Origin of the sequence: Rhizobium sp. Root1334, assembly GCF_001426665.1 — a bacterium.
Taxonomy (GTDB): Bacteria; Pseudomonadota; Alphaproteobacteria; order Rhizobiales; family Rhizobiaceae; genus Pararhizobium.
Genome location: NZ_LMEY01000001.1, coordinates 1,054,538 through 1,074,207 on the forward strand (window position 1 = coordinate 1,054,538; position 19,670 = coordinate 1,074,207).

The 19,670-nt window shown below is 60.7% G+C and carries 23 protein-coding genes; 10 read left to right on the forward strand and 13 right to left on the reverse strand.

All coding sequences use genetic code 11. The features are described from left to right. Positions 1-34: 34 nt before the first annotated feature. Complete coding sequence (locus ASD36_RS05060; protein WP_060500723.1) at positions 35-913, reverse strand: LysR substrate-binding domain-containing protein; 879 nt, start codon at positions 911-913, stop codon at positions 35-37. Between the two features lie 78 nt (positions 914-991). On the opposite strand from ASD36_RS05060, the gene ASD36_RS05065 reads away from it, so the two are divergent. The 4 genes from ASD36_RS05065 to ASD36_RS05080 all read left to right on the forward strand — a co-directional run bounded on the left by ASD36_RS05065 (position 992) and on the right by ASD36_RS05080 (position 4,368). Further along, positions 992-1,918 carry a DMT family transporter gene (locus ASD36_RS05065; RefSeq protein WP_060500725.1) on the forward strand — a complete coding sequence of 309 codons (927 nt, stop codon included), beginning with the start codon at positions 992-994 and terminating at the stop codon, positions 1,916-1,918. Between the two features lie 110 nt (positions 1,919-2,028). Next, positions 2,029-2,940, forward strand: coding sequence for a DMT family transporter (locus tag ASD36_RS05070; RefSeq protein ID WP_082511897.1), 912 nt, complete (start codon positions 2,029-2,031; stop codon positions 2,938-2,940). A gap of 84 nt (positions 2,941-3,024) precedes the next feature. Next, positions 3,025-3,678 carry a ribosome biogenesis GTP-binding protein YihA/YsxC gene (gene yihA / locus ASD36_RS05075; RefSeq protein WP_060501388.1) on the forward strand — a complete coding sequence of 218 codons (654 nt, stop codon included), beginning with the start codon at positions 3,025-3,027 and terminating at the stop codon, positions 3,676-3,678. A gap of 156 nt (positions 3,679-3,834) precedes the next feature. Continuing rightward, positions 3,835-4,368: a DUF1269 domain-containing protein gene (locus ASD36_RS05080; RefSeq protein ID WP_060500727.1), complete on the forward strand. Its 534-nt coding sequence runs from the start codon at positions 3,835-3,837 to the stop codon at positions 4,366-4,368. Between the two features lie 4 nt (positions 4,369-4,372). Here ASD36_RS05080 and msrB read toward each other — a convergent pair whose 3' ends face one another. The 4 genes from msrB to ASD36_RS05100 all read right to left on the reverse strand — a co-directional run bounded on the left by msrB (position 4,373) and on the right by ASD36_RS05100 (position 7,160). Then, positions 4,373-4,864: a peptide-methionine (R)-S-oxide reductase MsrB gene (msrB, locus tag ASD36_RS05085; RefSeq protein ID WP_060501390.1), complete on the reverse strand. Its 492-nt coding sequence runs from the start codon at positions 4,862-4,864 to the stop codon at positions 4,373-4,375. 229 nt (positions 4,865-5,093) lie between these two features. Further along, positions 5,094-5,651: a fasciclin domain-containing protein gene (locus ASD36_RS05090; RefSeq protein ID WP_060508764.1), complete on the reverse strand. Its 558-nt coding sequence runs from the start codon at positions 5,649-5,651 to the stop codon at positions 5,094-5,096. 250 nt (positions 5,652-5,901) lie between these two features. After that, complete coding sequence (locus ASD36_RS05095) at positions 5,902-6,624, reverse strand: anti-sigma factor (protein WP_060500731.1); 723 nt, start codon at positions 6,622-6,624, stop codon at positions 5,902-5,904. Continuing rightward, a complete protein-coding gene (locus tag ASD36_RS05100) occupies positions 6,621-7,160 on the reverse strand; it encodes a sigma-70 family RNA polymerase sigma factor (protein WP_060500733.1) in 540 nt (179 codons plus the stop codon). The genes ASD36_RS05095 and ASD36_RS05100 overlap by 4 nt, the downstream gene beginning before the upstream one ends. A 185-nt stretch (positions 7,161-7,345) precedes the next feature. Between ASD36_RS05100 and argB the strand changes: the two genes are divergently transcribed. Next, on the forward strand, positions 7,346-8,233 hold the full coding sequence (argB, locus tag ASD36_RS05105) for an acetylglutamate kinase (protein WP_060500735.1): 888 nt from the start codon (positions 7,346-7,348) through the stop codon (positions 8,231-8,233). Positions 8,234-8,458: 225 nt separating this feature from the next. Here argB and ASD36_RS05110 read toward each other — a convergent pair whose 3' ends face one another. Genes ASD36_RS05110 through ASD36_RS05120 form a run of 3 tightly spaced genes read right to left on the reverse strand, consistent with a single transcriptional unit; the run spans position 8,459 to position 11,273 of the window. After that, a complete protein-coding gene (locus ASD36_RS05110) occupies positions 8,459-9,226 on the reverse strand; it encodes an isocitrate lyase/phosphoenolpyruvate mutase family protein (RefSeq protein WP_060500737.1) in 768 nt (255 codons plus the stop codon). Beyond that, the gene (locus tag ASD36_RS05115) at positions 9,226-10,302 is read right to left on the reverse strand and encodes a trifunctional transcriptional activator/DNA repair protein Ada/methylated-DNA--[protein]-cysteine S-methyltransferase (RefSeq protein WP_060500739.1); all 1,077 of its coding nucleotides are present in this window, start codon (positions 10,300-10,302) and stop codon (positions 9,226-9,228) included. The genes ASD36_RS05110 and ASD36_RS05115 overlap by 1 nt, the downstream gene beginning before the upstream one ends. A gap of 56 nt (positions 10,303-10,358) precedes the next feature. Further along, positions 10,359-11,273, reverse strand: coding sequence for an EamA family transporter (locus ASD36_RS05120; protein ID WP_060500741.1), 915 nt, complete (start codon positions 11,271-11,273; stop codon positions 10,359-10,361). Between the two features lie 183 nt (positions 11,274-11,456). Between ASD36_RS05120 and ASD36_RS05125 the strand changes: the two genes are divergently transcribed. The 3 genes from ASD36_RS05125 (at position 11,457) to ASD36_RS05135 (ending at position 13,608) form a co-directional block, all read left to right on the forward strand. Then, positions 11,457-12,182, forward strand: coding sequence for a class I SAM-dependent methyltransferase (locus ASD36_RS05125; protein WP_060500743.1), 726 nt, complete (start codon positions 11,457-11,459; stop codon positions 12,180-12,182). A gap of 55 nt (positions 12,183-12,237) precedes the next feature. Continuing rightward, the gene (locus ASD36_RS05130; RefSeq protein ID WP_112834485.1) at positions 12,238-12,951 is read left to right on the forward strand and encodes a pyrimidine 5'-nucleotidase; all 714 of its coding nucleotides are present in this window, start codon (positions 12,238-12,240) and stop codon (positions 12,949-12,951) included. 138 nt (positions 12,952-13,089) lie between these two features. Next, positions 13,090-13,608: an EF-hand domain-containing protein gene (locus ASD36_RS05135; RefSeq protein ID WP_060500745.1), complete on the forward strand. Its 519-nt coding sequence runs from the start codon at positions 13,090-13,092 to the stop codon at positions 13,606-13,608. Positions 13,609-13,665: 57 nt separating this feature from the next. On the opposite strand, the gene ASD36_RS05140 is transcribed toward ASD36_RS05135, so the two are convergent. The 4 genes from ASD36_RS05140 to ASD36_RS05155 form a co-directional block, all read right to left on the reverse strand. Beyond that, the gene (locus ASD36_RS05140; RefSeq protein WP_060500747.1) at positions 13,666-15,036 is read right to left on the reverse strand and encodes a PepSY domain-containing protein; all 1,371 of its coding nucleotides are present in this window, start codon (positions 15,034-15,036) and stop codon (positions 13,666-13,668) included. A gap of 62 nt (positions 15,037-15,098) precedes the next feature. After that, entirely contained in the window at positions 15,099-15,503 is a 405-nt protein-coding gene (locus ASD36_RS05145; protein WP_156393807.1) for a hypothetical protein, read from the reverse strand. A gap of 87 nt (positions 15,504-15,590) precedes the next feature. Further along, entirely contained in the window at positions 15,591-16,028 is a 438-nt protein-coding gene (locus ASD36_RS05150) for a pyridoxamine 5'-phosphate oxidase family protein (RefSeq protein ID WP_060500751.1), read from the reverse strand. Positions 16,029-16,118: 90 nt separating this feature from the next. Continuing rightward, positions 16,119-17,018, reverse strand: a complete 900-nt coding sequence (locus ASD36_RS05155; protein ID WP_060501393.1) for an LOG family protein — start codon at positions 17,016-17,018, stop codon at positions 16,119-16,121. Positions 17,019-17,224: 206 nt separating this feature from the next. Between ASD36_RS05155 and dapD the strand changes: the two genes are divergently transcribed. Together dapD and ASD36_RS05165 are read left to right on the forward strand one after the other, a co-directional pair. Continuing rightward, positions 17,225-18,082, forward strand: coding sequence for a 2,3,4,5-tetrahydropyridine-2,6-dicarboxylate N-succinyltransferase (gene dapD, locus ASD36_RS05160; RefSeq protein WP_060500753.1), 858 nt, complete (start codon positions 17,225-17,227; stop codon positions 18,080-18,082). A 5-nt stretch (positions 18,083-18,087) separates the two neighbouring features. After that, a complete protein-coding gene (locus ASD36_RS05165; protein ID WP_060500755.1) occupies positions 18,088-18,447 on the forward strand; it encodes a DUF805 domain-containing protein in 360 nt (119 codons plus the stop codon). 27 nt (positions 18,448-18,474) lie between these two features. On the opposite strand, the gene ASD36_RS05170 is transcribed toward ASD36_RS05165, so the two are convergent. Further along, positions 18,475-19,626, reverse strand: a complete 1,152-nt coding sequence (locus tag ASD36_RS05170) for a GAF domain-containing sensor histidine kinase (protein WP_060508766.1) — start codon at positions 19,624-19,626, stop codon at positions 18,475-18,477. Positions 19,627-19,670: the final 44 nt, after the last annotated feature.

The following is a 19,670-nucleotide window of genomic DNA, read 5'->3' on the forward strand; positions in this document are numbered from 1 at the left end:
GTTTTTTCTTGGCGAAAAACTTGCACCGCAACGGCTAGACCATGCGCTGCATCTCCTCCCCGAGCCATTTGCGGAATTTCCGCGTCATGCGGTTTTCATGACGATGGAAGACCACACGGTAATGACCGAGGTCCACCGGCCCGAAGCCCGGCAAAACCACCAGCCCGCCTGAGCGGATCTCGCGCTCCGTCAGGAACGCCGGCGCCAGAACCATGCCCAGACCGGCCGTGGCTGCATGCAGAGCCGTATCGTCGGTGTCGAACACATGCTGGATCTGTATGGCGCCGCCATCGAGGCCGAGCGTGCGGGTCCACAATGCCCAGTCCCAATTGTCCACCGAGCATTGAAGGGCTGGCACCTTTCCAAGATCGCCGGTCCCGTCATACCCGACGGCCGCCAGCAGCGCCGGCGACGCGACGGGACGGCTCATATCGGCGGCAAGCCACTCCCCTTCTGCAGGGTTCGTACCAGCACGGTGATAGGAAATTGCCAGGTCGCCGGACCCGAGAGAGATGCTGGAACCGGTTTTCGTCTCGACACGCACACGGGCGGCCGGATGCATCGCCTTGAACCGCTCCAGCGCTGGGATCAGCCAGCGAACGGCAAGCGAAATCGAGACGCGGACGACGATTTCGTTCTGGTCGCGGCTCAGCGCCTCTGCCGAACGGTCGATCGCAGCAATGGCAGCGGCGGCATCATCATGGAAGCGGCGACCCGCATCCGTCAGGTCAAGGAAGTTGTGGCTCCGCTTGAACAGCGCCACGCCCAGCTCACCCTCCAGCTTCTTGATTTGATGACTGACAGCGCTCGGGGTAACGCCGATTTCTGCGGCGGCCTGGACGATACTAAGATGGCGGGCCGTCAGGACAAAAACCCGCACCGCATTGAGCGAGACGTTCCGCTTGTTCTGCATCGAAATTACTCATCCAGGGCTCAAAAATCGAATTTGCATTGCGGCAGGGTCATTTGGCAAGAGTTGGAAGAGAAACCTTTGAAAGTTAAGGCCTTGCGTAAAAACCTGCTGAACTCGAATGCTGAAGCGATGATCTGGGTTGTACTCGGAACGGCATTATTTTCCTTGATTTTTGCCTCTGGCAAATTCGGGGGAGACAGCCTGTCCGTCGTACAGATCCAGTTCCTGCGTTATGTCAGCGGCCTGGCAACGCTTCTGGCTGTGGTTGCCTTCAAGCGCGACAGCTTGCGCGTCTATCGCAGTGCCCGGCCGTTTTCCCATGCCATGCGCGCCGCGTTCGGTGTTTCCGGCGGCTTCGCGCTGATTTATGCCTCTGCGGCGATGCCGATTGTCGATGCAACGGCGCTTGGTCTTCTCTACGTGGTTTTCATCATCCCGCTGGCGGTTATCGTCCTCAAGGAAACTGTGACGAAGCAGCATATGGTCGGCATCACCCTCAGTTTCGCCGGTGCCGGTTTCATCATGATTTCACGCGGCGCCTTCACCCAGTTCGAGCCCGCCTATCTCGTCCCCGCAGCTATTGCTGTTCTCGGTGCCGCGTTACTCGCCATCGAAGGGCTGATGATCCGTGTCCTCTCCCATGCCGACCGCCCGCTGACGGTCCTGCTCTATGTCAACGCCTTTGGCATCCTGTTCCTGGCGATACCGGCGTTCTGGACATGGAAGGAAGCGTCCCTCTCCTCCATGGTCCCGTTTCTGCTGCTCGGCCCGATCGCGGTGGCGGCACAATACTGCGTCGTCCGCGGCTACCGGCTTGCCTCACTGGCGATCGTCGGTCCGGTCGATTATGCTTGGCTGGTCTTTGCCGCCGTCATCGGCTTCCTGTTCTTCAACGAAATTCCGACGACGGGCGTGATCGCCGGTGCGGCCATCATCGCCATTGGCGGTGTGATTCTTGCCGTGATAAAGCCCGAACCGGACAAAACCGCCGCCGAGATTCAATAGTTGCGTCACATAAGGCACACAGGAAGGTTTGCGACAGCACCCTGTCGCGGATACCAGCGCGCGCCGGACCGTTCGCTCCTACACTGCAGCACCGCAACCGGATTCCCGCCATGTCGCAGCCTCTGCCGCAATCCGTAACCGATGGCCAAAACAGCGCAACCCAGGGCGCAGCCTTGGTGCTCGGCTCGGCCATCGTCTGGAGTTTCGGCGGCACGCTGGCGCGCTTCCTGTCGATCGAGGATGGCTGGACCATCGTGTTCTGGCGCTCGCTGTTTGCCGCCCTGTTCCTCATCGGCTTCATGTTGCTGCGCGACGGGCCACGCGGCACCGTCTCGCTGTTTCGCAACATGGGCCTGCCGGGCATCGCGGTCGGGCTGTGTTTTGCCATCGCCTCGACCTCATTCATCCTGGCGCTTGCCTATACCACCGTTGCCAACATCGTTCTCATTCAGGCCGGCGTGCCGCTGATTGCGGCGCTGATCAGCTGGATCGTGTTTCGGGAACGCGTCTCGCTGCTGACCTGGCTTGCCATCGCTGCCGTGATTTCCGGCGTAGCGATCATGGTCTCGGATTCCGTGAACGGCGCGGTCTCGCCCGTGGGCGATGCGCTGGCCATCCTGATCGCCTTCGTCTTCGCGCTCGCCACCGTCATCACCCGGCGCTATGCCCATGTGCGCATGACACCGGCTGCCTGTTTCGGCACCATCGTCGCCGGAACGGTCGCAGCCATTATGGCGTCCGGCCTCAGTGTCACGCTGCCGGAGCTCGGCATCCTCGTGACGTTCGGCGCGCTCAACTTCGGCCTTGGCCTCGCCTTCTTCGTCACCGGCGCGCGGTTGATCCCCTCGGCGCTCGCGGCCCTGCTCGGCACCGCCGAGACGATCCTGGCGCCGCTCTGGGTGGCGCTGATCCACGGCGAGATCCCAAGCCTCAACACGATCCTCGGCGGCACGATCGTGCTGATCGCCCTCCTCTCCTATCTCAGCATCGAGATGTGGCGGCAGCGGCGTACCATGGCCTGAGCCAAATTGGCGAAAATCGCGAGTTTTCTTGACATGGCGGCGCAAAACCGTGAAGTCCTGAACAAAAGCCAAGGACAGGATACCATGACAGACGCCACGCAGCAGGACGACAAGCCCCTTTTCGGGCGGCCATGGGTATTCATCCGCGGTGTGCCGTCGATGAAGTTCCTGCCGCCGGAGGGCCCGTTCGAGATCGCCTTTGCCGGCCGCTCCAATGTCGGCAAGTCGTCGCTGATCAACGGGCTGGTCGGCCAGAAGGGGCTTGCCCGCACATCCAATACGCCAGGCCGTACCCAGGAACTCAACTATTTCGTACCGGACGGCTATTCCGGTCAGCCCGGCGACCTGCCGCCAATGGCGCTGGTCGACATGCCCGGTTACGGTTACGCCCAGGCGCCGAAAGAGCATGTCGATGCCTGGACCAAGCTGGTCTTCGACTATCTGCGCGGCCGCTCGACGCTGAAGCGCGTTTACGTCCTGATCGACAGCCGCCATGGCATCAAGAAGAACGACGAGGACGTCTTGAGCCTGCTCGACAAGGCGGCAGTCTCCTACCAGGTCGTGCTGACCAAGACCGACAAGATCAAGGACCCGGCGGTTCCGCGGCTGATTGCCGAGACGCTGGAAAAGATCAGGAAGCGGCCTGCGGCGTTCCCGGAGGTGCTTGCAACATCGTCCGAGAAGAACCTTGGCATGGAAGAACTGCGCGCCGCCATCAAGGTCGCCATCTCCACCTGACGCACAGCAATCACGCTAAAGCATGCCGCGCATTTTTGCGCGGCATGCTTTAATTGCATCTGTCACACTACCCCGACATGAACTGTGCTCTATCTCCCAGCGCGGGGCGGCCTTCCGGCGACCTCCAATGCGTTGAGAGTTCAAGGAGAACACGACATGTCCGATCTGATTGTGGTGGGTTTTGACAGTACGGAAGAAGCCGACAAGGTGCTTCTGAAGCTGAATACGCTGAAGAAGGAATATCTGATCGATCTGGAGGATGCCGTCGTCGTGGTGCGCGACGAGACCGGCAAGGTTCACTTGAAGCAGAGCATGAACCTGACGGCCATCGGCGCGACATCGGGGCTTCTCAGCGGCTCGCTCTGGGGCGGCCTCGTCGGTCTCCTGTTCCTCAACCCGCTGGCCGGCTTTGCCATCGGCGGCGCGATCGGCGCCGGCACTGGCGCGCTGTCGGGATCGCTGGCCGATTACGGCATCGATGACAATTTCATCAAGTCGCTCGGCGATACCATTCCCAACAATTCCTCGGCGCTTTTCGTGCTGGTGCGCAAGGTACAGCCTGAAAAGGTTCTGGCGGAGTTCCACGGCCTGCGCGGCAAGGTCTTGAAGACCTCGCTGTCGCCGGACCAGGAAGCCAAGCTTCAGGCGGCGCTGTCCGATTCCCAGCCTGCGGCTCCAGCAGCCCTTTAAACGGTCAGGCAGCCGATGCTGGCGTGAACGTCATTGCGAACCCGTTGATGCAATGGCGCATGCCAGTCGGCTGCGGCCCGTCATCGAAGATATGCCCGAGATGGCCACCGCACCGGCGGCAATGACATTCGGTGCGGGTCATGAACAGCGACGTGTCCTCACGCTTGCCGACAGCATCCGGCAGCGATTCCCAGAAGCTCGGCCACCCCGTGCCGCTGTCGTATTTCGCGTCCGACGAATAGACCGGCAGATCGCAACCGGCACAGTGAAACGTGCCCTTGCGTTTCTCGGTGTTGAGCGCGCTGGTAAACGGCCGTTCGGTGTCTTCATGCCGCAGGATCTGGTATTGCTCGGCGGTCAGGATCGCTTTCCATTCGGCATCGGTTTTGGTCACTTCGAACGTTTCGGCGGCGATGGCCCCGGGGCTGCCTCCGCGAAACGCCACCGCAGCGGTAAGGGCTACCCCGGAAAGAAGAAAAAAGCGTCGGCTTGTCATGGTCATCTCCCGTCTGCCTGATGGTGCCGGCAACACCTGAAAACTAATGCGGCGTTCGCCCGGGGGCAAAACAAATGCCAATCAATCCCGCGTGAGCAATCGCTTGAATACGAGATAAAAAGGCCACCGGCGAGTGAAGAGCCGGTGGCCTTGAGGCCGGAGAGGTCTCCGGCCCGGAGCCGAAAATGCATCGAGGATGCATCCGGCTCCCAAGCCACAAGGGCGTGGATCAGGATTTCGGCAGCAGCACCTTGTCGATCACATGGATGACACCGTTCGACTGCTTGACGTCGGCGATGGTAACATGCGCGACCCCGCCCATTTCATCGGTGAGCGTGATCTTGCCGCCCTTGTCCTTGGCCTTCAGAATGCAGCCGCCAACCGTCTTGACGTCATGGGTGCCGCCATCATCCTTGACCATCTTGGCGATCGCCTTGGACATTGCATCCGCTGCCACCACATGGCAGGTCAGAACCTTGGTCAGCATCGCCTTGTTTTCGGGCTTCAGAAGGGTTTCCACAGTGCCCTTAGGCAGGGCGGCAAAGGCTTCATTGGTCGGAGCAAAAACCGTGAACGGCCCCTTACCCTCAAGCGTTTCGACGAGGCCGGCAGCCTTGACGGCGGCGACCAGCGTCGTGTGATCCTTGGAATTGACGGCATTTTCGACGATGTTCTTGTTGGCATACATCGGCGCGCCGCCGACCATCGGATTTTCAGCGTGCGCTGCAAAGGAACCTGTGGCCAGTATCGAAGCGACGGTGACCGTGCACAGCATGGACTTGAACATTTCTCTTCCTTCCTGTTGATCTCGCGGACCCGCGTTGCGGATCTCTCCCAAGTTTTTTCTGGAATTCTTGTTCTCTGCGCAGAGGACAGAACAAGGTACGCAAGGTCGCCGGAAAGAGTTTCAGGAAAAATATGAACAATCCAAATAATTGATTTCATTTACCTCTTCGGAAGTCGCGCGCGGCACAATGAATAAAGGCCGCCCTCTTGCAAGGGCAGCCATTCGGTAACCAATTACTTACAATAAGCCGCTACGGCCGCCGCGTCTTGCCGACGGCAACGACCGGGCCGGTGGCCGTGCCGGTCGGCGAGCCGCCGAAAGGCTCGACACTGACGGCGAGCGTGACGCCTGCACCGAACTTCGAACGTAGCTCCGGCGGAATGATGATCTCACCCTCGCCCGTCTGCGGCAGGATGCCCAGCGACTTGGCGGGGTTATCGCCTTCGATCAGCCAGAGTTCCAGCGATTTGGCCTCGGCCTGCTTTGCCGCCACCGGCGTGATCTTCAGGGCGCCGTTGCCGGCGTCGTATTGCGCCAGAAGATTGATCGTCGTGCTGGCATCGCCAGTCAGTTCGGCCACCAGCGGCTTCGTCTGACTGACAGGCGTCAGGACACCCGTGGCGAAGGTCGCAACCGTCACGAGACCCGCCACCGATGCCAACGTCAGCATGCGCCACAGGGCCAGAGAATTCCATACCCCCGTGGCAGCAACAGCCGGTTTGGCCTGCGCGGCAAACAGGCGGCGCTCGACAGCGACCAGCACCTGCGGTGGCGGCGTGACCGGCTCGTAAGCATCGTCGAAAGAGGAGAGATTGCTCTGCCAGTGATTGACCATGGCAGCAAAGGCGCCATCGAGAACCATGCGCGCCTCGACCTTGCGGCGGTCGTCGGCAGACAGAACACCCAGAACATACTCGCCCGCAATCACCTGGTCGCGGCGGGAATCTCCGCTTTCGGGATTCTGTGTGGTCATCGCTCCATGCACTCTCTGAGTTTCAACAGACTGCGGCGCAGCCATGTTCGCATCGTGTTCAGCGGCGTGCCGAAAAGGTCGGCCAATTCCTGGTAGCTTAACCCTTCGACATAGGCCTTGCGTACGGCATCGGCGCGATCTGCCTCGAGTTCATTCATGCAATTGTCGATCCGGCGGCCCTCTGCCGTATTGATGGCAGCTTTTTCCGGGTCCGGCGCAGAATCCGCCAGATCATAGGCCTCGTCAATCGTGTTTGCCACCGGCTTTCTTGCCCGCAGATGATCGATCGCATGATTGCGCGCAATCGCCGAAAGCCAGGACATCGGATTGGTGTCGCCGCTGGCAAAACGGTCTGCCCGCTGCCATATCTTGATGTAGATTTCCTGCAAGGCTTCTTCCGCTTCCGTCCGGTCTCTCAAAATACGGACGCAAATGGCGAAAAGTTTCGGACTGGTCTGCCTGTAGAGCGCGGAAAAGGCGGCACGATCTTTCAGCGAGATCCGGCCGATCAGCGTGGAGATGTCGTCTGTGGTCATTGATGCTCCGGTCCTCGTCCGTCAGCGGCGAACATAGGGCACAAATCCGGGGATAAAAAGGGGAGTTGCGGCAGATAAAAACGGTGATAGAGGCTGATGTCACACCGGCTTTATCTTTGCCACGGATCATTCCCTCCACCGGAAACTTGCGCTAAACAGCACCCGGCTAATTTCGAGGTATTTCCATGTCCGCATCAGAAAGCGAAATCCAGGCAAATCTTCTCGCCAAGGCGCTGCCCTATATGCAGCGCTACGAGAACAAAACGATCGTGGTAAAATATGGCGGCCACGCCATGGGCAATGCCGAGCTCGGCAAGGCCTTTGCCGCGGATATCGCGCTTTTGAAGCAGTCGGGTGTCAACCCGATTGTTGTTCATGGCGGCGGTCCGCAGATCGGCGCGATGCTGACCAAGATGGGCATCGAATCAAAGTTCGAAGGCGGCCTGCGCGTCACCGATCAGAAAACCGTCGAGATCGTCGAAATGGTTCTGGCCGGCTCGATCAACAAGGAAATCGTCGCGCTGATCAACCAGACCGGCGAATGGGCGATCGGCCTGTGCGGCAAGGACGGCAACATGGTCTTTGCCGAGAAGGCCAAGAAGACCATCAAGGATCCGGACAGCAATATCGAACGCGTTCTCGATCTCGGCTTTGTCGGCGAGATCGTCGAAGTCGACCGCACCCTGCTCGACCTGCTCGCCCGCTCGGAAATGATCCCGGTCATCGCCCCGGTCGCTCCCGGCCGCGACGGCGCCACCTACAACATCAACGCCGACACGTTTGCCGGCGCCATTGCCGGCGCGCTGAACGCCACGCGCCTGCTGTTCCTCACGGATGTTCCGGGCGTGCTCGACAAGAAGGGCGAACTGATCAAGGAACTCTCGGTCGCCGAAGCGCATGCGCTGATCAAGGACGGCACGATTTCCGGCGGCATGATTCCGAAGGTCGAAACCTGCATCGAAGCGCTTTCCCGCGGCGTCGAAGGCGTCGTCATCCTCAACGGCAAGACGGCACACTCGGTTCTGCTCGAAATCTTCACGGAACATGGTGCGGGAACGCTAATCGTTCCGTAAGGCTGGCCGTAACGGATCTTCCTACCTCCGTCATTCCTGCTGTACTTGCCACAGGAATCCGGCCACGCGACATCCGTCGTGTGAAAAATCTTTCAGCGGCGCGGATGCGCCGCTACTGAATCCCCGCCACAGGTCCTTGGGTTAAACTCGAGGAGAAGATGACGGGAGAGTGAGATTGCCGCTCCAGAATCGTTAACCCGCGCGAGCGGTGGGAAACCCAAGCCCTCAGCCCTGCTGATATACCTTTGTCGCCTCACCCTTCAGCCACTCGATCATCGCCCGGTACGGGCCTGGCCCAAAGCTGATCCGCGCGACACCCAGCGCCGCCAGCGCCTTTATCTCCATGCCCGGCCGCATCATGATGTTTACCGGCAGCGCCACGGCCTCGCAGACACGGCCTATCAGGTCCGGATTCGACAGTCCCGGCACGAAGAAGCCGCTGGCACCGGCTTCGGCATAGGCCGCCGCCCGTTCGATTGCCTCATCAACCAGCGGCGCATGCCGGACAGGATCGGAGAGCTTCAAAAACAGATCGGTGCGGGCATTGATGAAGAAGGGAATGCCCTTTTCGTCGGCCTTGGTGCGGATCGCCTTCACCCGCGCCGCCTGCGCTTCGACCGTATGCAGCCCGCTGCCGCCAACCACCTGATCCTCGAAGTTGATGCCGACGGCACCGGTATCGATCACCCGGCCGACATTTTCAGCGGTCGACCCAGCGTCTTCGGCATATCCGCCCTCGAAATCGATCGACACCGGCAGGTCGGTCGCAGCGACAATGCTGCGGGCGATATCGACGAGTTGCAGCATCGGGATCTGCTGGCCGTCGCCGTAGCCATTGGCATCGGCCACCGACCAGCTTCCGGTCGCCAAAGCCTTGGCGCCGGAGGCCGCCACAGCCTTGGCCGTGCCCGCATCCCAGATGTTGTAGAGCACCACCGGATCGCCCTTGCGATGCAGATTGGCGAATGCCTTTGCCTTGTCCGTCTGGTTCATCATCTTTCCTCCGAAAACAATCCCGTTGGCCTCATCCTGCCTTCATGCCGCAAAAGCCACTGCTTGCGCCAGATGCCGCCGCCATATCCGGTCAGCGAGCCATCTGTACCAATGCAGCGATGACAGGGAATGACAATCGAAATCTGGTTGGCGCCATTGGCCTTGGCAACGGCCCGGACCGCTTTCATCGTATCCACGTCGCGGGCGATATCACCATAGGATCGTGTCTCGCCTGGCGGAATATCCTGCAGTTTCGCCCAGACCTGCCGCTCGAATGCCGTTCCGTTCAGGGCCAGCGGCGTCTTGAAGGCGTCCGGCTTGCCGGCGAAATAGTCCGAAAGCTCAGTCTCGATCTGCGCGATCGGCGGCGTCTTTCCGGGCGCCACGGACGAGCGCGTGTTCCGCTTCAGCTTCTCCATCTCGGCCGGCAATCCCTTGCGATCATGAAACTCCAGGAGATGCAGGCGTGTCTCGTCGGCCACCGCAACCATCGGCCCGAGCGGCGTTTCCATCCAGTCGGCATAAAGCAGCGTCCGCCCCTGCGACATCGCCGGGGCTCCGCCGATCAGCCGCGCGAAGGCGGCACGAAAGCCGCTTGGCGATTCATAGCCGGCCTCGATCTGGGCATCGATGACGCGGCCGCCATCTGCGAGATGCCGTGCTGCGGCACCCAGCCTTCGATGCCGGGCGAGATCGAGGAAAGTGATGCCGAGATGGCGCTTGAAGGCGCGGCGCACGGTCGAAGGATCATAGCCGCGACGGATCAGATCGGTCTCGCTCCAGCGCCGTTCGGGATCGGCGTCAAGCGTCTGCATCAGGCCGTCGACGATCGCATCCTTGCCACCCGCCGTCTCGAGTGGACGGCAGCGCAGGCAGGGCCGGAAACCCGCCTCCAGGCAGGTGCCGATCGAATCGGTGAAAATCGTGTTCTCACGCCGGGGTTTTCGCGCCGGGCATGAGAGACGGCAGAAGATGCCGGTGGTTTTGACACAGACGAAAGCCGAACCTTCATAGTCGGTGCTGCGCGCCAGGAGCGCGTCGTAAAGGGTGTCTTCAGGGGGCAGATCAAACAGCATGATCCCTTCTACCACCGGACGATTCTGAGCGCCGCCGAAAATCGGGCGCGTATTTTTTAAAGAACCAGCAGCATCACCACGCCGAGCACGATCAGCAGGCAACCGAGAACTTCCAGCTTGTTGATCCACTCGCGGAAGATGAAGACGGCGGAGGCAAAGGTGAACAGCATTTCCACCTGCGCCACCACCTTGACGATCGCCGCCTGCTGCAGCGTCATCGCCATAAACCAGCCGAACGAGGCGGACGCGCCGGCAAACCCGACCAGCAGGCCCGGCCGCCAGGCCTTGACCACCCGTTTCAACTCATCCGGCTCGCGGATCAGGATCCAGACCAGCATCGTCACGGTCTGCAGCAGGATGACGAAACCGAGCGTGAAGCTCGCCTGCATGACGAAATCCGGCTCGGGCAGGCTAGGCGCCAGCGCCAGCGATGCAGACCGGTAAGACACCGCCGACAGGCCGAAGAACGTGCCGGACAGAACGCCGATCCCGGCTGTGCGGGTAAACACCGACGTCACCAGCGATGTGACGCTGAGCGGCGTGCGCGCCACCGAAATGATCATCACGCCGACGACGGAAATCGCGATCGCAACCAGCGTCCCCCGGCTTGCCGCTTCGCCGAGAAAGATCAGCGCAAACAAAGCCGCCTGTGCCGGTTCCGTGCGCGAATAGGCGGTTCCGACGGCAAAATTGCGAAAGGAAAACAGATGCACGAGCAGGAAGGTCGCGGCGATCTGCGACAGACCGCCGATCACAGCCCACAGGAAGAAATGCGCATCCGGAACCGGCAGCGGCCGGTCGAACCCGCGCCAGAGAATGGCGAGGTAGACCAGCGCGAACGGCACGCCGTAACCGAAGCGCACGAAGGTCGCCCCGGTCGTACCCATCACACCCTTCAGGTGTTTTTGCATGGCGGAGCGGATGTTCTGCAGGAAGGCAGCCGCGATGGTGATGACGATCCAAGTTTGCATCCTTGCGGGCTAGCATGCCCGGCGGCGGGAATCCATCACCGCGCATCGCGCAACCGGGCCATTGTCGCCTTTAGGCAACAAGGCCGCTGGCGTTTTCGCCACAAACGCCAGGTCACGGACCTCCACGCTTGCGCGGCGCATGCGGTTGGGTAGCGTCAGCGCAATTCAGACCAGGGACGCCGGATGCCAGATCTGCACTATGAAGAGCCATCGCTGGCGGAGCTTTACGATCTCGACAGCGGCTGGTCGCTCGACCGCGATTTCTATCTGGCGCTGGCCGGCAAGGCGCCGCAGCGGGTCCTCGATCTCGGCTGCGGGACCGGGCTGCTCTGCGACGCCTATGCCGCGCTTGGCCATGTGGTCACCGGCGTAGACCCTGCCAGAGCCATGCTCGATATCGCCCGGCAAAAGCCCAACGGCGACCGGATCGATTGGGTGCAGGCCGCAGCCCAGCATTTCCGCTCGCCGGAACGGTTCGACTTGATCATCATGACCGGTCACGCCTTCCAGGTCTTTCTCGACGACAGCGACGTGCTCGCCGTGCTGGCAACGATACGCCAGCACCTTGCGCCGGGCGGCATGATCGCCTTCGAGAGCCGCAACCCGGCGATCGACTGGCCCGCCCGCTGGAACCGCGATGCCGACCTTGCGGCCGAAGGACACTCCATCCGCCAGTCGCGCCGGGTTTCGCGCATGGCCAACAGGCGCATTGCATTCGACACCCACTATGAACTGCCCGGCCGTACGCTCGTTTCGTCCAGCGAACTGCTCTTCCTGTCGCGAACCGAGATCGAAGACCATCTGACCGCATCCGGCCTGCGGGCAGAAGCCGTCTATGGCGGCTGGCTGTCGGAACCGTTCGACGAGGCCGTTTCCGAGGAAATCATCGTCATCGTCCGGGCGGCATGAACAGAGCGACACATTTCCCATTTGCGTCCGCCGCGACCCATGGCATAACGCGCAGATGACCCAGCTCGACCGCCTGCCGACCCAAGCCGATTTCGCCCATGTCACTGACTGGGTGTTCGATCTCGACAACACGCTTTATCCGCATCACGTCAATCTGTTCTCGCAGATCGACCGCAACATGACGGCGTATGTCTCTGCCCTATTGACCTTGGACCCGGTTGAAGCGAAGAAGCTGCAGAAGGAATATTACCGTGATCACGGCACCACGCTGCAGGGGCTGATGATCCATCACGGCATCGATCCCAACGATTTCCTGCAAAAGGCGCATGCGATCGACTATTCCGTCGTTCCGGCCGATCCGGCGCTCGGCGAGGCGATCAAGGCGCTGCCGGGACGCAAGTTCATCTTCACCAACGGTAGCGTCAAACACGCTGAAATGACGGCGCGCGCGCTTGGTATCCTCGATAATTTCGACGATATTTTCGATATCGTCGCGGCCGACTATGTGCCCAAGCCCGCCGGCGACACCTATCACAAGTTCATGAGCCTGCATCGGGTCGATACCAGGCACGCCGCCATGTTCGAAGACCTGCCGCGCAACCTGATCGTGCCCAAAACGCTCGGCATGAAGACGGTTCTCCTGGTTCCGCGCAATTTCGAATATGAGTTCGCTGAATCCTGGGAAAAGACGGAGGATGGGTCAGCGCAGGTCGATTACGTCACAGAAGACTTGACGGACTTCCTCAACCGGCTGTTGTCCGAAGGCTGACATCGCTCCCGGAACACAGTTTTGACACTGAAAAACCCTTTTCTTGTCAAAGACTTACATTACCAAACTTTAACTGGCCATCCCGGCCAGCCTGTCTATCCTCATCTCAGGGTCAATGATCACTGAAAGGATTTCGACATGCGAAAGAACACTTTGATTCTCGGCGCCGTCGCCGCCAGCCTCGCTCTCACCGGCTTTGTTGCCCCCACCTTCGCCGCCCGGCAAAAGCCGACGCCGGAGCAGCGGGCCGAATGGACGATCAAGCGCTTCGATACCAATGGCGACAACAAGGTTTCGCCGGACGAAATTCATGCCCGCATGACAGAAGCCTTCAAGGCTTTCGATACCGACGGCAACGGCCAGGTCACCCGCGAAGAAATCGAGGCAGTGCGCAAGGCGCGCGGCCAGGAATGGCGCGCCGCCAAGGAAAAGACCGGCGCAGACAGGACTGCAGCGATCGAAAAGCTTAAAGAGACACGCCCGGCCATGCTGCCCGGCATCCGGCACAAGGGCTTCGATCGCGCCGATACCGACAAGAACGGCTCGCTCAGCCTTGCTGAAGTCACAGCCCGGGCCGATGCAATGTTCAAGCGCCGCGACACCAATGGCGACGGCGTCATCGACGCCTCGGATTTCACCAAAACCAAGAAAATCTGATAGCATGACCCCGGCCAACCCTTTGGCCGGGGTCCTCAGCTTGCAGTCAATCTCTTACTACGGCGCAAAGCGGATGGCACGCCGGAAGAGCGGGTAGCTCCAGTCCAGCACCAGCATCACCACCAGCGAGATTCCCACCAGCGGAAAGAGAATGCCGCCGATCGCGAGCAGCGCGATCAGGCCGCGAAACACCCTTCTGTCCGAAGGCATCGGCGGCACACCGAGCGACCCCTTTGGCCGGCGCTTCCACCACATGACAGCGGCCGAAACCGCAAGCAGCACGATGGCGATGCAGGCCGCGAGTAGTACGAGTTGATTGATGAGCCCGAATTCCTGCCCCATATGGACATTGATGCCCCACTCCAGCGCCCTGCCGAGCGGGCCGTAATCGGCATAGCTCATGTCGATCAGCGGCTTGCCGCTATACTGGTCGAGATGCACGACGCGCTGCTGCGAAACATCGTCAGGATAGACGGAGCCGGTATAGACGCCTTGCGGCTTTGCCGGAATGTTGACGGCATAGCCATGATGCAGGCCTAGCCTGTCAAACGTGGCGACGGCCTGATCGAGGCTGATCGGCACGACACCTTGTCCTGTCGATTGCGGAACCTGTGCCTGTTCCAGCGACCACGTCGTCTTGGCGATATGATCAAGATGTTCGCCGGACATCGGCACGGCTGTGCGCACGCCGGCCGGATAGCCGAAATTGTTGCCGTTCGCCCATTCGTTGACCTTCTCGCCCCAGACGCCCGACCAGGGCATGCCGGTCACGGCGAGAAAGACAATGAAGAAGCCGACGAAGATGCCGCTGACCGCATGGGTGTCGCGCCAGAATACCCGCCGTTTCGGCGTGCCGCGTACGCTCACAACCCCGCCTGTCTGGGTGCGGGGCCACCAGAGATAGATGCCGGTGGCGACCAGAAGTATCGACCACCCCGCCGCAATCTCGATCAGCGTCCGCGCGAAAGAGCCGAAATATTTCAGGCTGTGCAGGCTGCGGATGGTCCACATGATGGTGCCGCGATCAGGCAACGCGCCCAGTATCTTTCCGTCATAGGGATTGACGTAAACCGCCATCCGGCCGGCAGCAGGCGTGCTGACGGTGATCTCGACGGAATCGGTTGAGGATGGCGGATCGGTATATTTGATCGCCGTGCCGGGATAGGCGGCCAGCGCCGCCGCGACCATCACTGAGGGTGCGGCCGTGGCGGTATTTTCCTGAACCTCGACCCGCTTCAGGTCGGCATAGACGAGACCATCGATCTCGTCGCGAAACAGATAGAGCGCGCCGGTGACTGCCAGCGTGATCAGAAACGGCAGAACCAGAAGGCCTGCATAGAAATGCCAGCGCCAGACGGCGCGGTAAAGGTCGGACGGCGAACGCACCGCAACAGCAGCGTCCACGCGGCCGATGGTGAAATCGGACATGGGTTTCTCCAGATGAGCTTAGATAGCGGCCACCGCGTCACGCGCGGCCGGGATTCAAGACGTCATGCGGAAGAGGATGGAGGGGCTCTCGCCTCGGCGAGGAAGCTGCGTAAAACAACACGCGGAGTTGGCTTTGCGACGACATAGATTTCGGCCGCCGCACGAAGAACAGGCGTTAGGATATCGATCGAACGGCCAGGCAAAGCAGGCGTATAGCCAGCCGCTATCTGGCAGAGCGTAGCGCACAGGTCATGGGCGGCCTTTGCAGGCCCACCGTCAGGCAAAGTCTGCTGCGGCCCGTCCTCATGCGCAATGCAAAGGATGTTGAACGGATCGACGGCAGCGCTGGCCATCGTTCCATGGGCAACACCGGAGAGAAGCCCCTGGACCAACAGCATGGCAGCGAACAGCACGGCAATCGCGCTGGCCGACACTCTATCTCTCAAGACAAGCCGCAGGGTTTTCATCACGGCTCATTGCCACAGCCGCGGCGCGCTGTCACTGCGACACAACGCCGGTTGCGCTACTGGCGGCGGCAGGGACCCGTCGGACGCCTAATGGCGTCGTTTGGCGGCCGCCAACTTGACTTCACCCTCATCCTCGCCGTCCCAGTAATGCGCCCGGACGGCGCTGATCCTGATCAGAACCATACCTTTGGTGTCGATGCCGTCCTTGAACCAGTCATCGAGATCCGGCGTCCAATGCTTCTTGAACATGGCCTTGTCCTTGATGACATCGGCTTCGCCTTCCACCGCCACCATGAAGGCCTTCTGCCCCTGGAAGGACAGACCCACTTTGGAGTTGCGTTTGATATCATCGACCATCCGCGACTTTTCCCAGGTGAAATAATAGGAATCGCCGTCGTAATCGACCTCGCCATTGTTGCTCATTGGACGTGCGGCGATGGCACCGCCATCGGTGTGGGTCGATAACATGGCGATATCGATATCGCGCATTTTCGAGGCTATGTCGGAAAGGTTCTTGTCACTCATGATCGTCTCCCATGTCGATGACTGACGTGAAAACGCAGCCCGCGCCGATTGGTTCAGACGCGGGCCGGAAAAGACGGCATCGTGATCGCTTTATCGCGCGCCGGAGGCCACGGGCACTGTTGCCGGATCAACCGTCTCGTAGAATTTCGAGATGATCTCCCAGGCTTCCTCGGCAGTTTCGACGAACTGAACGAGATCGAGATCGTTGGGCGCGATGGTGCCGAAATCGGCCAGCGCCTCGAAATTGATGACGCTGCGCCAGAATTTTTCGCCAAACAGGATCAGCGGCACCAGTGCCATGCGGCCCGTCTGCATCAGCGTGATCGTCTCGAACAACTCATCGAACGTCCCGAAACCGCCCGGAAAAACCGTGACGGCCTTGGCACGCAACAGGAAGTGCATCTTGCGGATGGCGAAGTAGTGGAAGTTGAACGACAGGTCGGGCGTCACATATTGATTGGGAGCCTGCTCGTGCGGCAGCACGATGTTCAATCCGATCGACGGCGCGCCGATGTCGTCGGCGCCGCGATTGCCCGCCTCCATCACGCCCGGCCCTCCGCCGGTGGTCACCACATACTCCGTATAGCCGGACTCGGCCGAATGCTGGGAGCAGAGGCGGGCGAATTTGCGAGCCTCCTCGTAATAGACAGAGGCAGCCGTCAGGTTCTGGCGCTGGGTGTCGTTCTTCGCCGCCCAGGCATCGCCGCCGGGCTCGGGAATGCGGGCGCCGCCGAACATCACCACCGTCGAATTGATGCCGCGTTCGGCCATGATCATTTCGGGCTTCAGCAATTCCAGCTGCAACCGCATGGGGCGCAGCTCTTCGCGAGCCATGAAATCATCGTCCGTATAGGCGAGCCTGTAGGATGGTGACATTGATTGTGGTGTCTGTGGAACGCCCGCCGCGCGCTTGCGCGTCTGCTGGCTATCGACCAGGGGATCCCAGACCCCATCCTTGCGCCGCAGATTCCGCTTCTTCATTCTTGCCATGTCAAACTTTCCTGCCGCAAACCGGCTGCAAATCATCGCTGCCGGATGCTCCTTTCAACATCCTGGTCGCTACGGATCAAATCACCCGTGCTCATTCCGGGACATACACCTTCATCCAGCCCCGACTGCAACCGAAAACCACTTCAATTTTTCGGGATCATGCTCTAGAGCAGGTTACGATAGACGCCGAAGTTTAAGGAATTCCGATGACGACCCATGATCTCGCCTCCCTGTCGCAGACCATCGACACCGCGTTCGACAACCGCGACAGCGTCACCATCAACACCAAGGGCGAGATCCGCGATGCGGTGGACACGGCTCTCAATCTGCTCGACGGCGGCAAGGTGCGCGTGGCCGAACGCGGCACTGATGGCAACTGGACCGTCAATCAATGGCTGAAAAAGGCCGTTCTCCTGTCGTTCCGCTTGAACGACATGGAGGTCGTCAAGGGCGGCCCGGGCCAGTCCACCTGGTGGGACAAGGTTCCCTCGAAATTCGAAGGCTGGGGCGAAAACCAGTTCCGCGACGCCGGTTTTCGCGCAGTGCCAAATGCTGTTGTGCGCCGCTCCGCCTATATCGCTCCCAATGCCATCCTGATGCCGTCCTTCGTCAATCTCGGCGCCTATGTCGGCGAAGGCACGATGGTCGACACCTGGGCGACCGTTGGTTCCTGCGCCCAGATCGGCAAGCATGTGCATCTGTCCGGCGGCGTCGGCATCGGCGGCGTGCTGGAACCGATGCAGGCCGGCCCGACGATCATCGAGGACAACTGCTTCATCGGCGCCCGCTCGGAAGTGGTCGAAGGCTGCATCGTGCGCGAGGGCTCGGTGCTCGGCATGGGCGTGTTCATCGGCAAGTCGACCAAGATCGTCGACCGCGCAACCGGCGAAGTGACCTATGGCGAAGTACCACCCTATTCCGTCGTCGTCGCAGGCTCGATGGGTTCCGGTGCAGTGATGCCGAACGGCTTGGTTGCCCCGAACCTCTATTGCGCCGTCATCGTCAAGCGCGTCGATGAAAAGACCCGCTCGAAGACCGGCATCAACGAACTCCTGCGAGACTAACCACAATGCAAATAGAGGGGCAGCAGAGCATGTCCTGGCTGTTCTTCAGCCCCTCCGGCCGCATTGGCCGCCTGCTTTATTTCCTCGGCTGGCTGTTCTGGGCCGCCATGAGCGGCTTTGTGCTGTCGCGTGTCTTCGCCCATCAGGGCAATGACATCCCGCTGGCGCTCTGGACCCTGATCCTGGTGGTCACTGCGCTTGTCTCTACCGCTTCGATCGCACTTTTGACCATCAAGCGGCTGCACGACATCGGCTATCCCGGCCATCTCGCGATTTGCCTGTTCATTCCTGTCCTCAGCCCTGTTCTTTTCCTCGCGCTCTGTCTGTGGCCGGGCACCCAAGGGCCAAACCAATACGGCCGCTGAACAACAGAGAAGCCGGAAAAATGCCGCCTATTGCTGCGGCATCTGGAAGGTGAAGCGCGTCTCTTCCTGCGTCGATGTCACCTGAAGAAAGCCCCTATGCGCCTTGGCAATCTCCGAGGAAATATAAAGTCCGAGACCGAGGCCCTCCAGATTTGCCTTGGCCGAAGCGCGCACAAACGGCTTGAACAGGTCCTTGACCACCGCTTCCGGGATGGGTTCGCCGGTATTGCTCACCGTCAACTCGAAGCGGCCGCCTGGAATCGCCGAGCGTATCCGGATCGGCGCCTCCGGATCGCCATGCGTCAGCGCATTGGCCAGAAGATTGGACAGCAATTGCCCGACCCGGCCTTCGTCGCAGCGCACCATCGCCTCCGCCAGATCAGCCTCGATCCTCCGGCCCGGATTGGCCATTTTCAGTTCCGCGACCACCTGCTCCAGCACAGGCCGAAGCGGCACGCGGTCGGCCTGTTCGATCGAAATGCCGCCGCCCAATCGGCCACGAGCGAAATCGAGTACGTTGTCGATCAGGCCCGACATCCGCGAAATGCTGTTCTGCATCAGCGCAAGAACCGTCTTGCCCTTGTCATCCGCCACCGTACGCTGCAGCATCCGTGTGCCGGCGTCGAGCGAGGCGAGCGGATTGCGCAGGTCGTGACCGAGCACCGCGATGAACTGTTCACGCAACTCGCTGCTCTGCCGCTCCTGATCCATCCGGTCATGGGCGTCGAGATGAAACGCGATCAGATTGGCAAACAGCTGAAACATGCCGACGATTTCGGGCGTGTTCAATGTGCGCGGCACCGTATCGATGGCGCAGAGCGTGCCGAAGAAGGAGCCATCGGCCAGCGTGATCGGCATGGAGATATAGCTCTGCAAACCGTAATGCGCTGGCGTATGATGGCCGCAATACAGTGGATCCTCGGCCACGTTGTCGATGATGACGGGTTGGCGGTGATCGCGGATTTCGTTGCAGATCGTCGTCTCGATCTTTAGCTCGCCGCCCGGCTCCAGCCCGAAAGCCAGGTTGTCCTGAACACCGCAGGCAATCCACCGGTCAGTGCTCACCCGCGCCACCGCTGCAAAGCGCATGCCGGTCGTCCTGCAGACCACATCGAGAATGGTCGGCACGGCGCTGATCTGCGCGATGGCATCGACGGCGGCGGCGGGGTTGTCGTTCAATGCATGTCTTTCGAGATTAGATATTAAAAGCAGTGCCCTCTTTC

Excerpts from the sequence above, each read along its gene's own strand:
- ASD36_RS05060 (WP_060500723.1), bottom strand. The coding sequence starts at position 913 with ATGCAGAACAAGCGGAACGTCTCGCTCAATGCGGTGCGGGTTTTTGTC.
- ASD36_RS05095 (WP_060500731.1), bottom strand. The coding sequence starts at position 6,624 with ATGACCACACAGAATCCCGAAAGCGGAGATTCCCGCCGCGACCAGGTG.
- ASD36_RS05165 (WP_060500755.1), top strand. The coding sequence starts at position 18,088 with ATGCAAATAGAGGGGCAGCAGAGCATGTCCTGGCTGTTCTTCAGCCCC.
- ASD36_RS05100 (WP_060500733.1), bottom strand. The coding sequence starts at position 7,160 with ATGACCACAGACGACATCTCCACGCTGATCGGCCGGATCTCGCTGAAA.
- ASD36_RS05115 (WP_060500739.1), bottom strand. The coding sequence starts at position 10,302 with ATGCTGTTTGATCTGCCCCCTGAAGACACCCTTTACGACGCGCTCCTG.
- ASD36_RS05135 (WP_060500745.1), top strand. The coding sequence starts at position 13,090 with ATGCGAAAGAACACTTTGATTCTCGGCGCCGTCGCCGCCAGCCTCGCT.
- ASD36_RS05130 (WP_112834485.1), top strand. The coding sequence starts at position 12,238 with ATGACCCAGCTCGACCGCCTGCCGACCCAAGCCGATTTCGCCCATGTC.
- msrB (WP_060501390.1), bottom strand. The coding sequence starts at position 4,864 with ATGACAAGCCGACGCTTTTTTCTTCTTTCCGGGGTAGCCCTTACCGCT.
- yihA (WP_060501388.1), top strand. The coding sequence starts at position 3,025 with ATGACAGACGCCACGCAGCAGGACGACAAGCCCCTTTTCGGGCGGCCA.
- ASD36_RS05120 (WP_060500741.1), bottom strand. The coding sequence starts at position 11,273 with ATGCAAACTTGGATCGTCATCACCATCGCGGCTGCCTTCCTGCAGAAC.
- ASD36_RS05090 (WP_060508764.1), bottom strand. The coding sequence starts at position 5,651 with ATGTTCAAGTCCATGCTGTGCACGGTCACCGTCGCTTCGATACTGGCC.
- ASD36_RS05070 (WP_082511897.1), top strand. The coding sequence starts at position 2,029 with ATGTCGCAGCCTCTGCCGCAATCCGTAACCGATGGCCAAAACAGCGCA.
- ASD36_RS05080 (WP_060500727.1), top strand. The coding sequence starts at position 3,835 with ATGTCCGATCTGATTGTGGTGGGTTTTGACAGTACGGAAGAAGCCGAC.
- dapD (WP_060500753.1), top strand. The coding sequence starts at position 17,225 with ATGACGACCCATGATCTCGCCTCCCTGTCGCAGACCATCGACACCGCG.
- ASD36_RS05155 (WP_060501393.1), bottom strand. The coding sequence starts at position 17,018 with ATGGCAAGAATGAAGAAGCGGAATCTGCGGCGCAAGGATGGGGTCTGG.
- ASD36_RS05150 (WP_060500751.1), bottom strand. The coding sequence starts at position 16,028 with ATGAGTGACAAGAACCTTTCCGACATAGCCTCGAAAATGCGCGATATC.
- ASD36_RS05110 (WP_060500737.1), bottom strand. The coding sequence starts at position 9,226 with ATGAACCAGACGGACAAGGCAAAGGCATTCGCCAATCTGCATCGCAAG.
- ASD36_RS05140 (WP_060500747.1), bottom strand. The coding sequence starts at position 15,036 with ATGTCCGATTTCACCATCGGCCGCGTGGACGCTGCTGTTGCGGTGCGT.
- ASD36_RS05145 (WP_156393807.1), bottom strand. The coding sequence starts at position 15,503 with ATGAAAACCCTGCGGCTTGTCTTGAGAGATAGAGTGTCGGCCAGCGCG.
- ASD36_RS05125 (WP_060500743.1), top strand. The coding sequence starts at position 11,457 with ATGCCAGATCTGCACTATGAAGAGCCATCGCTGGCGGAGCTTTACGAT.
- argB (WP_060500735.1), top strand. The coding sequence starts at position 7,346 with ATGTCCGCATCAGAAAGCGAAATCCAGGCAAATCTTCTCGCCAAGGCG.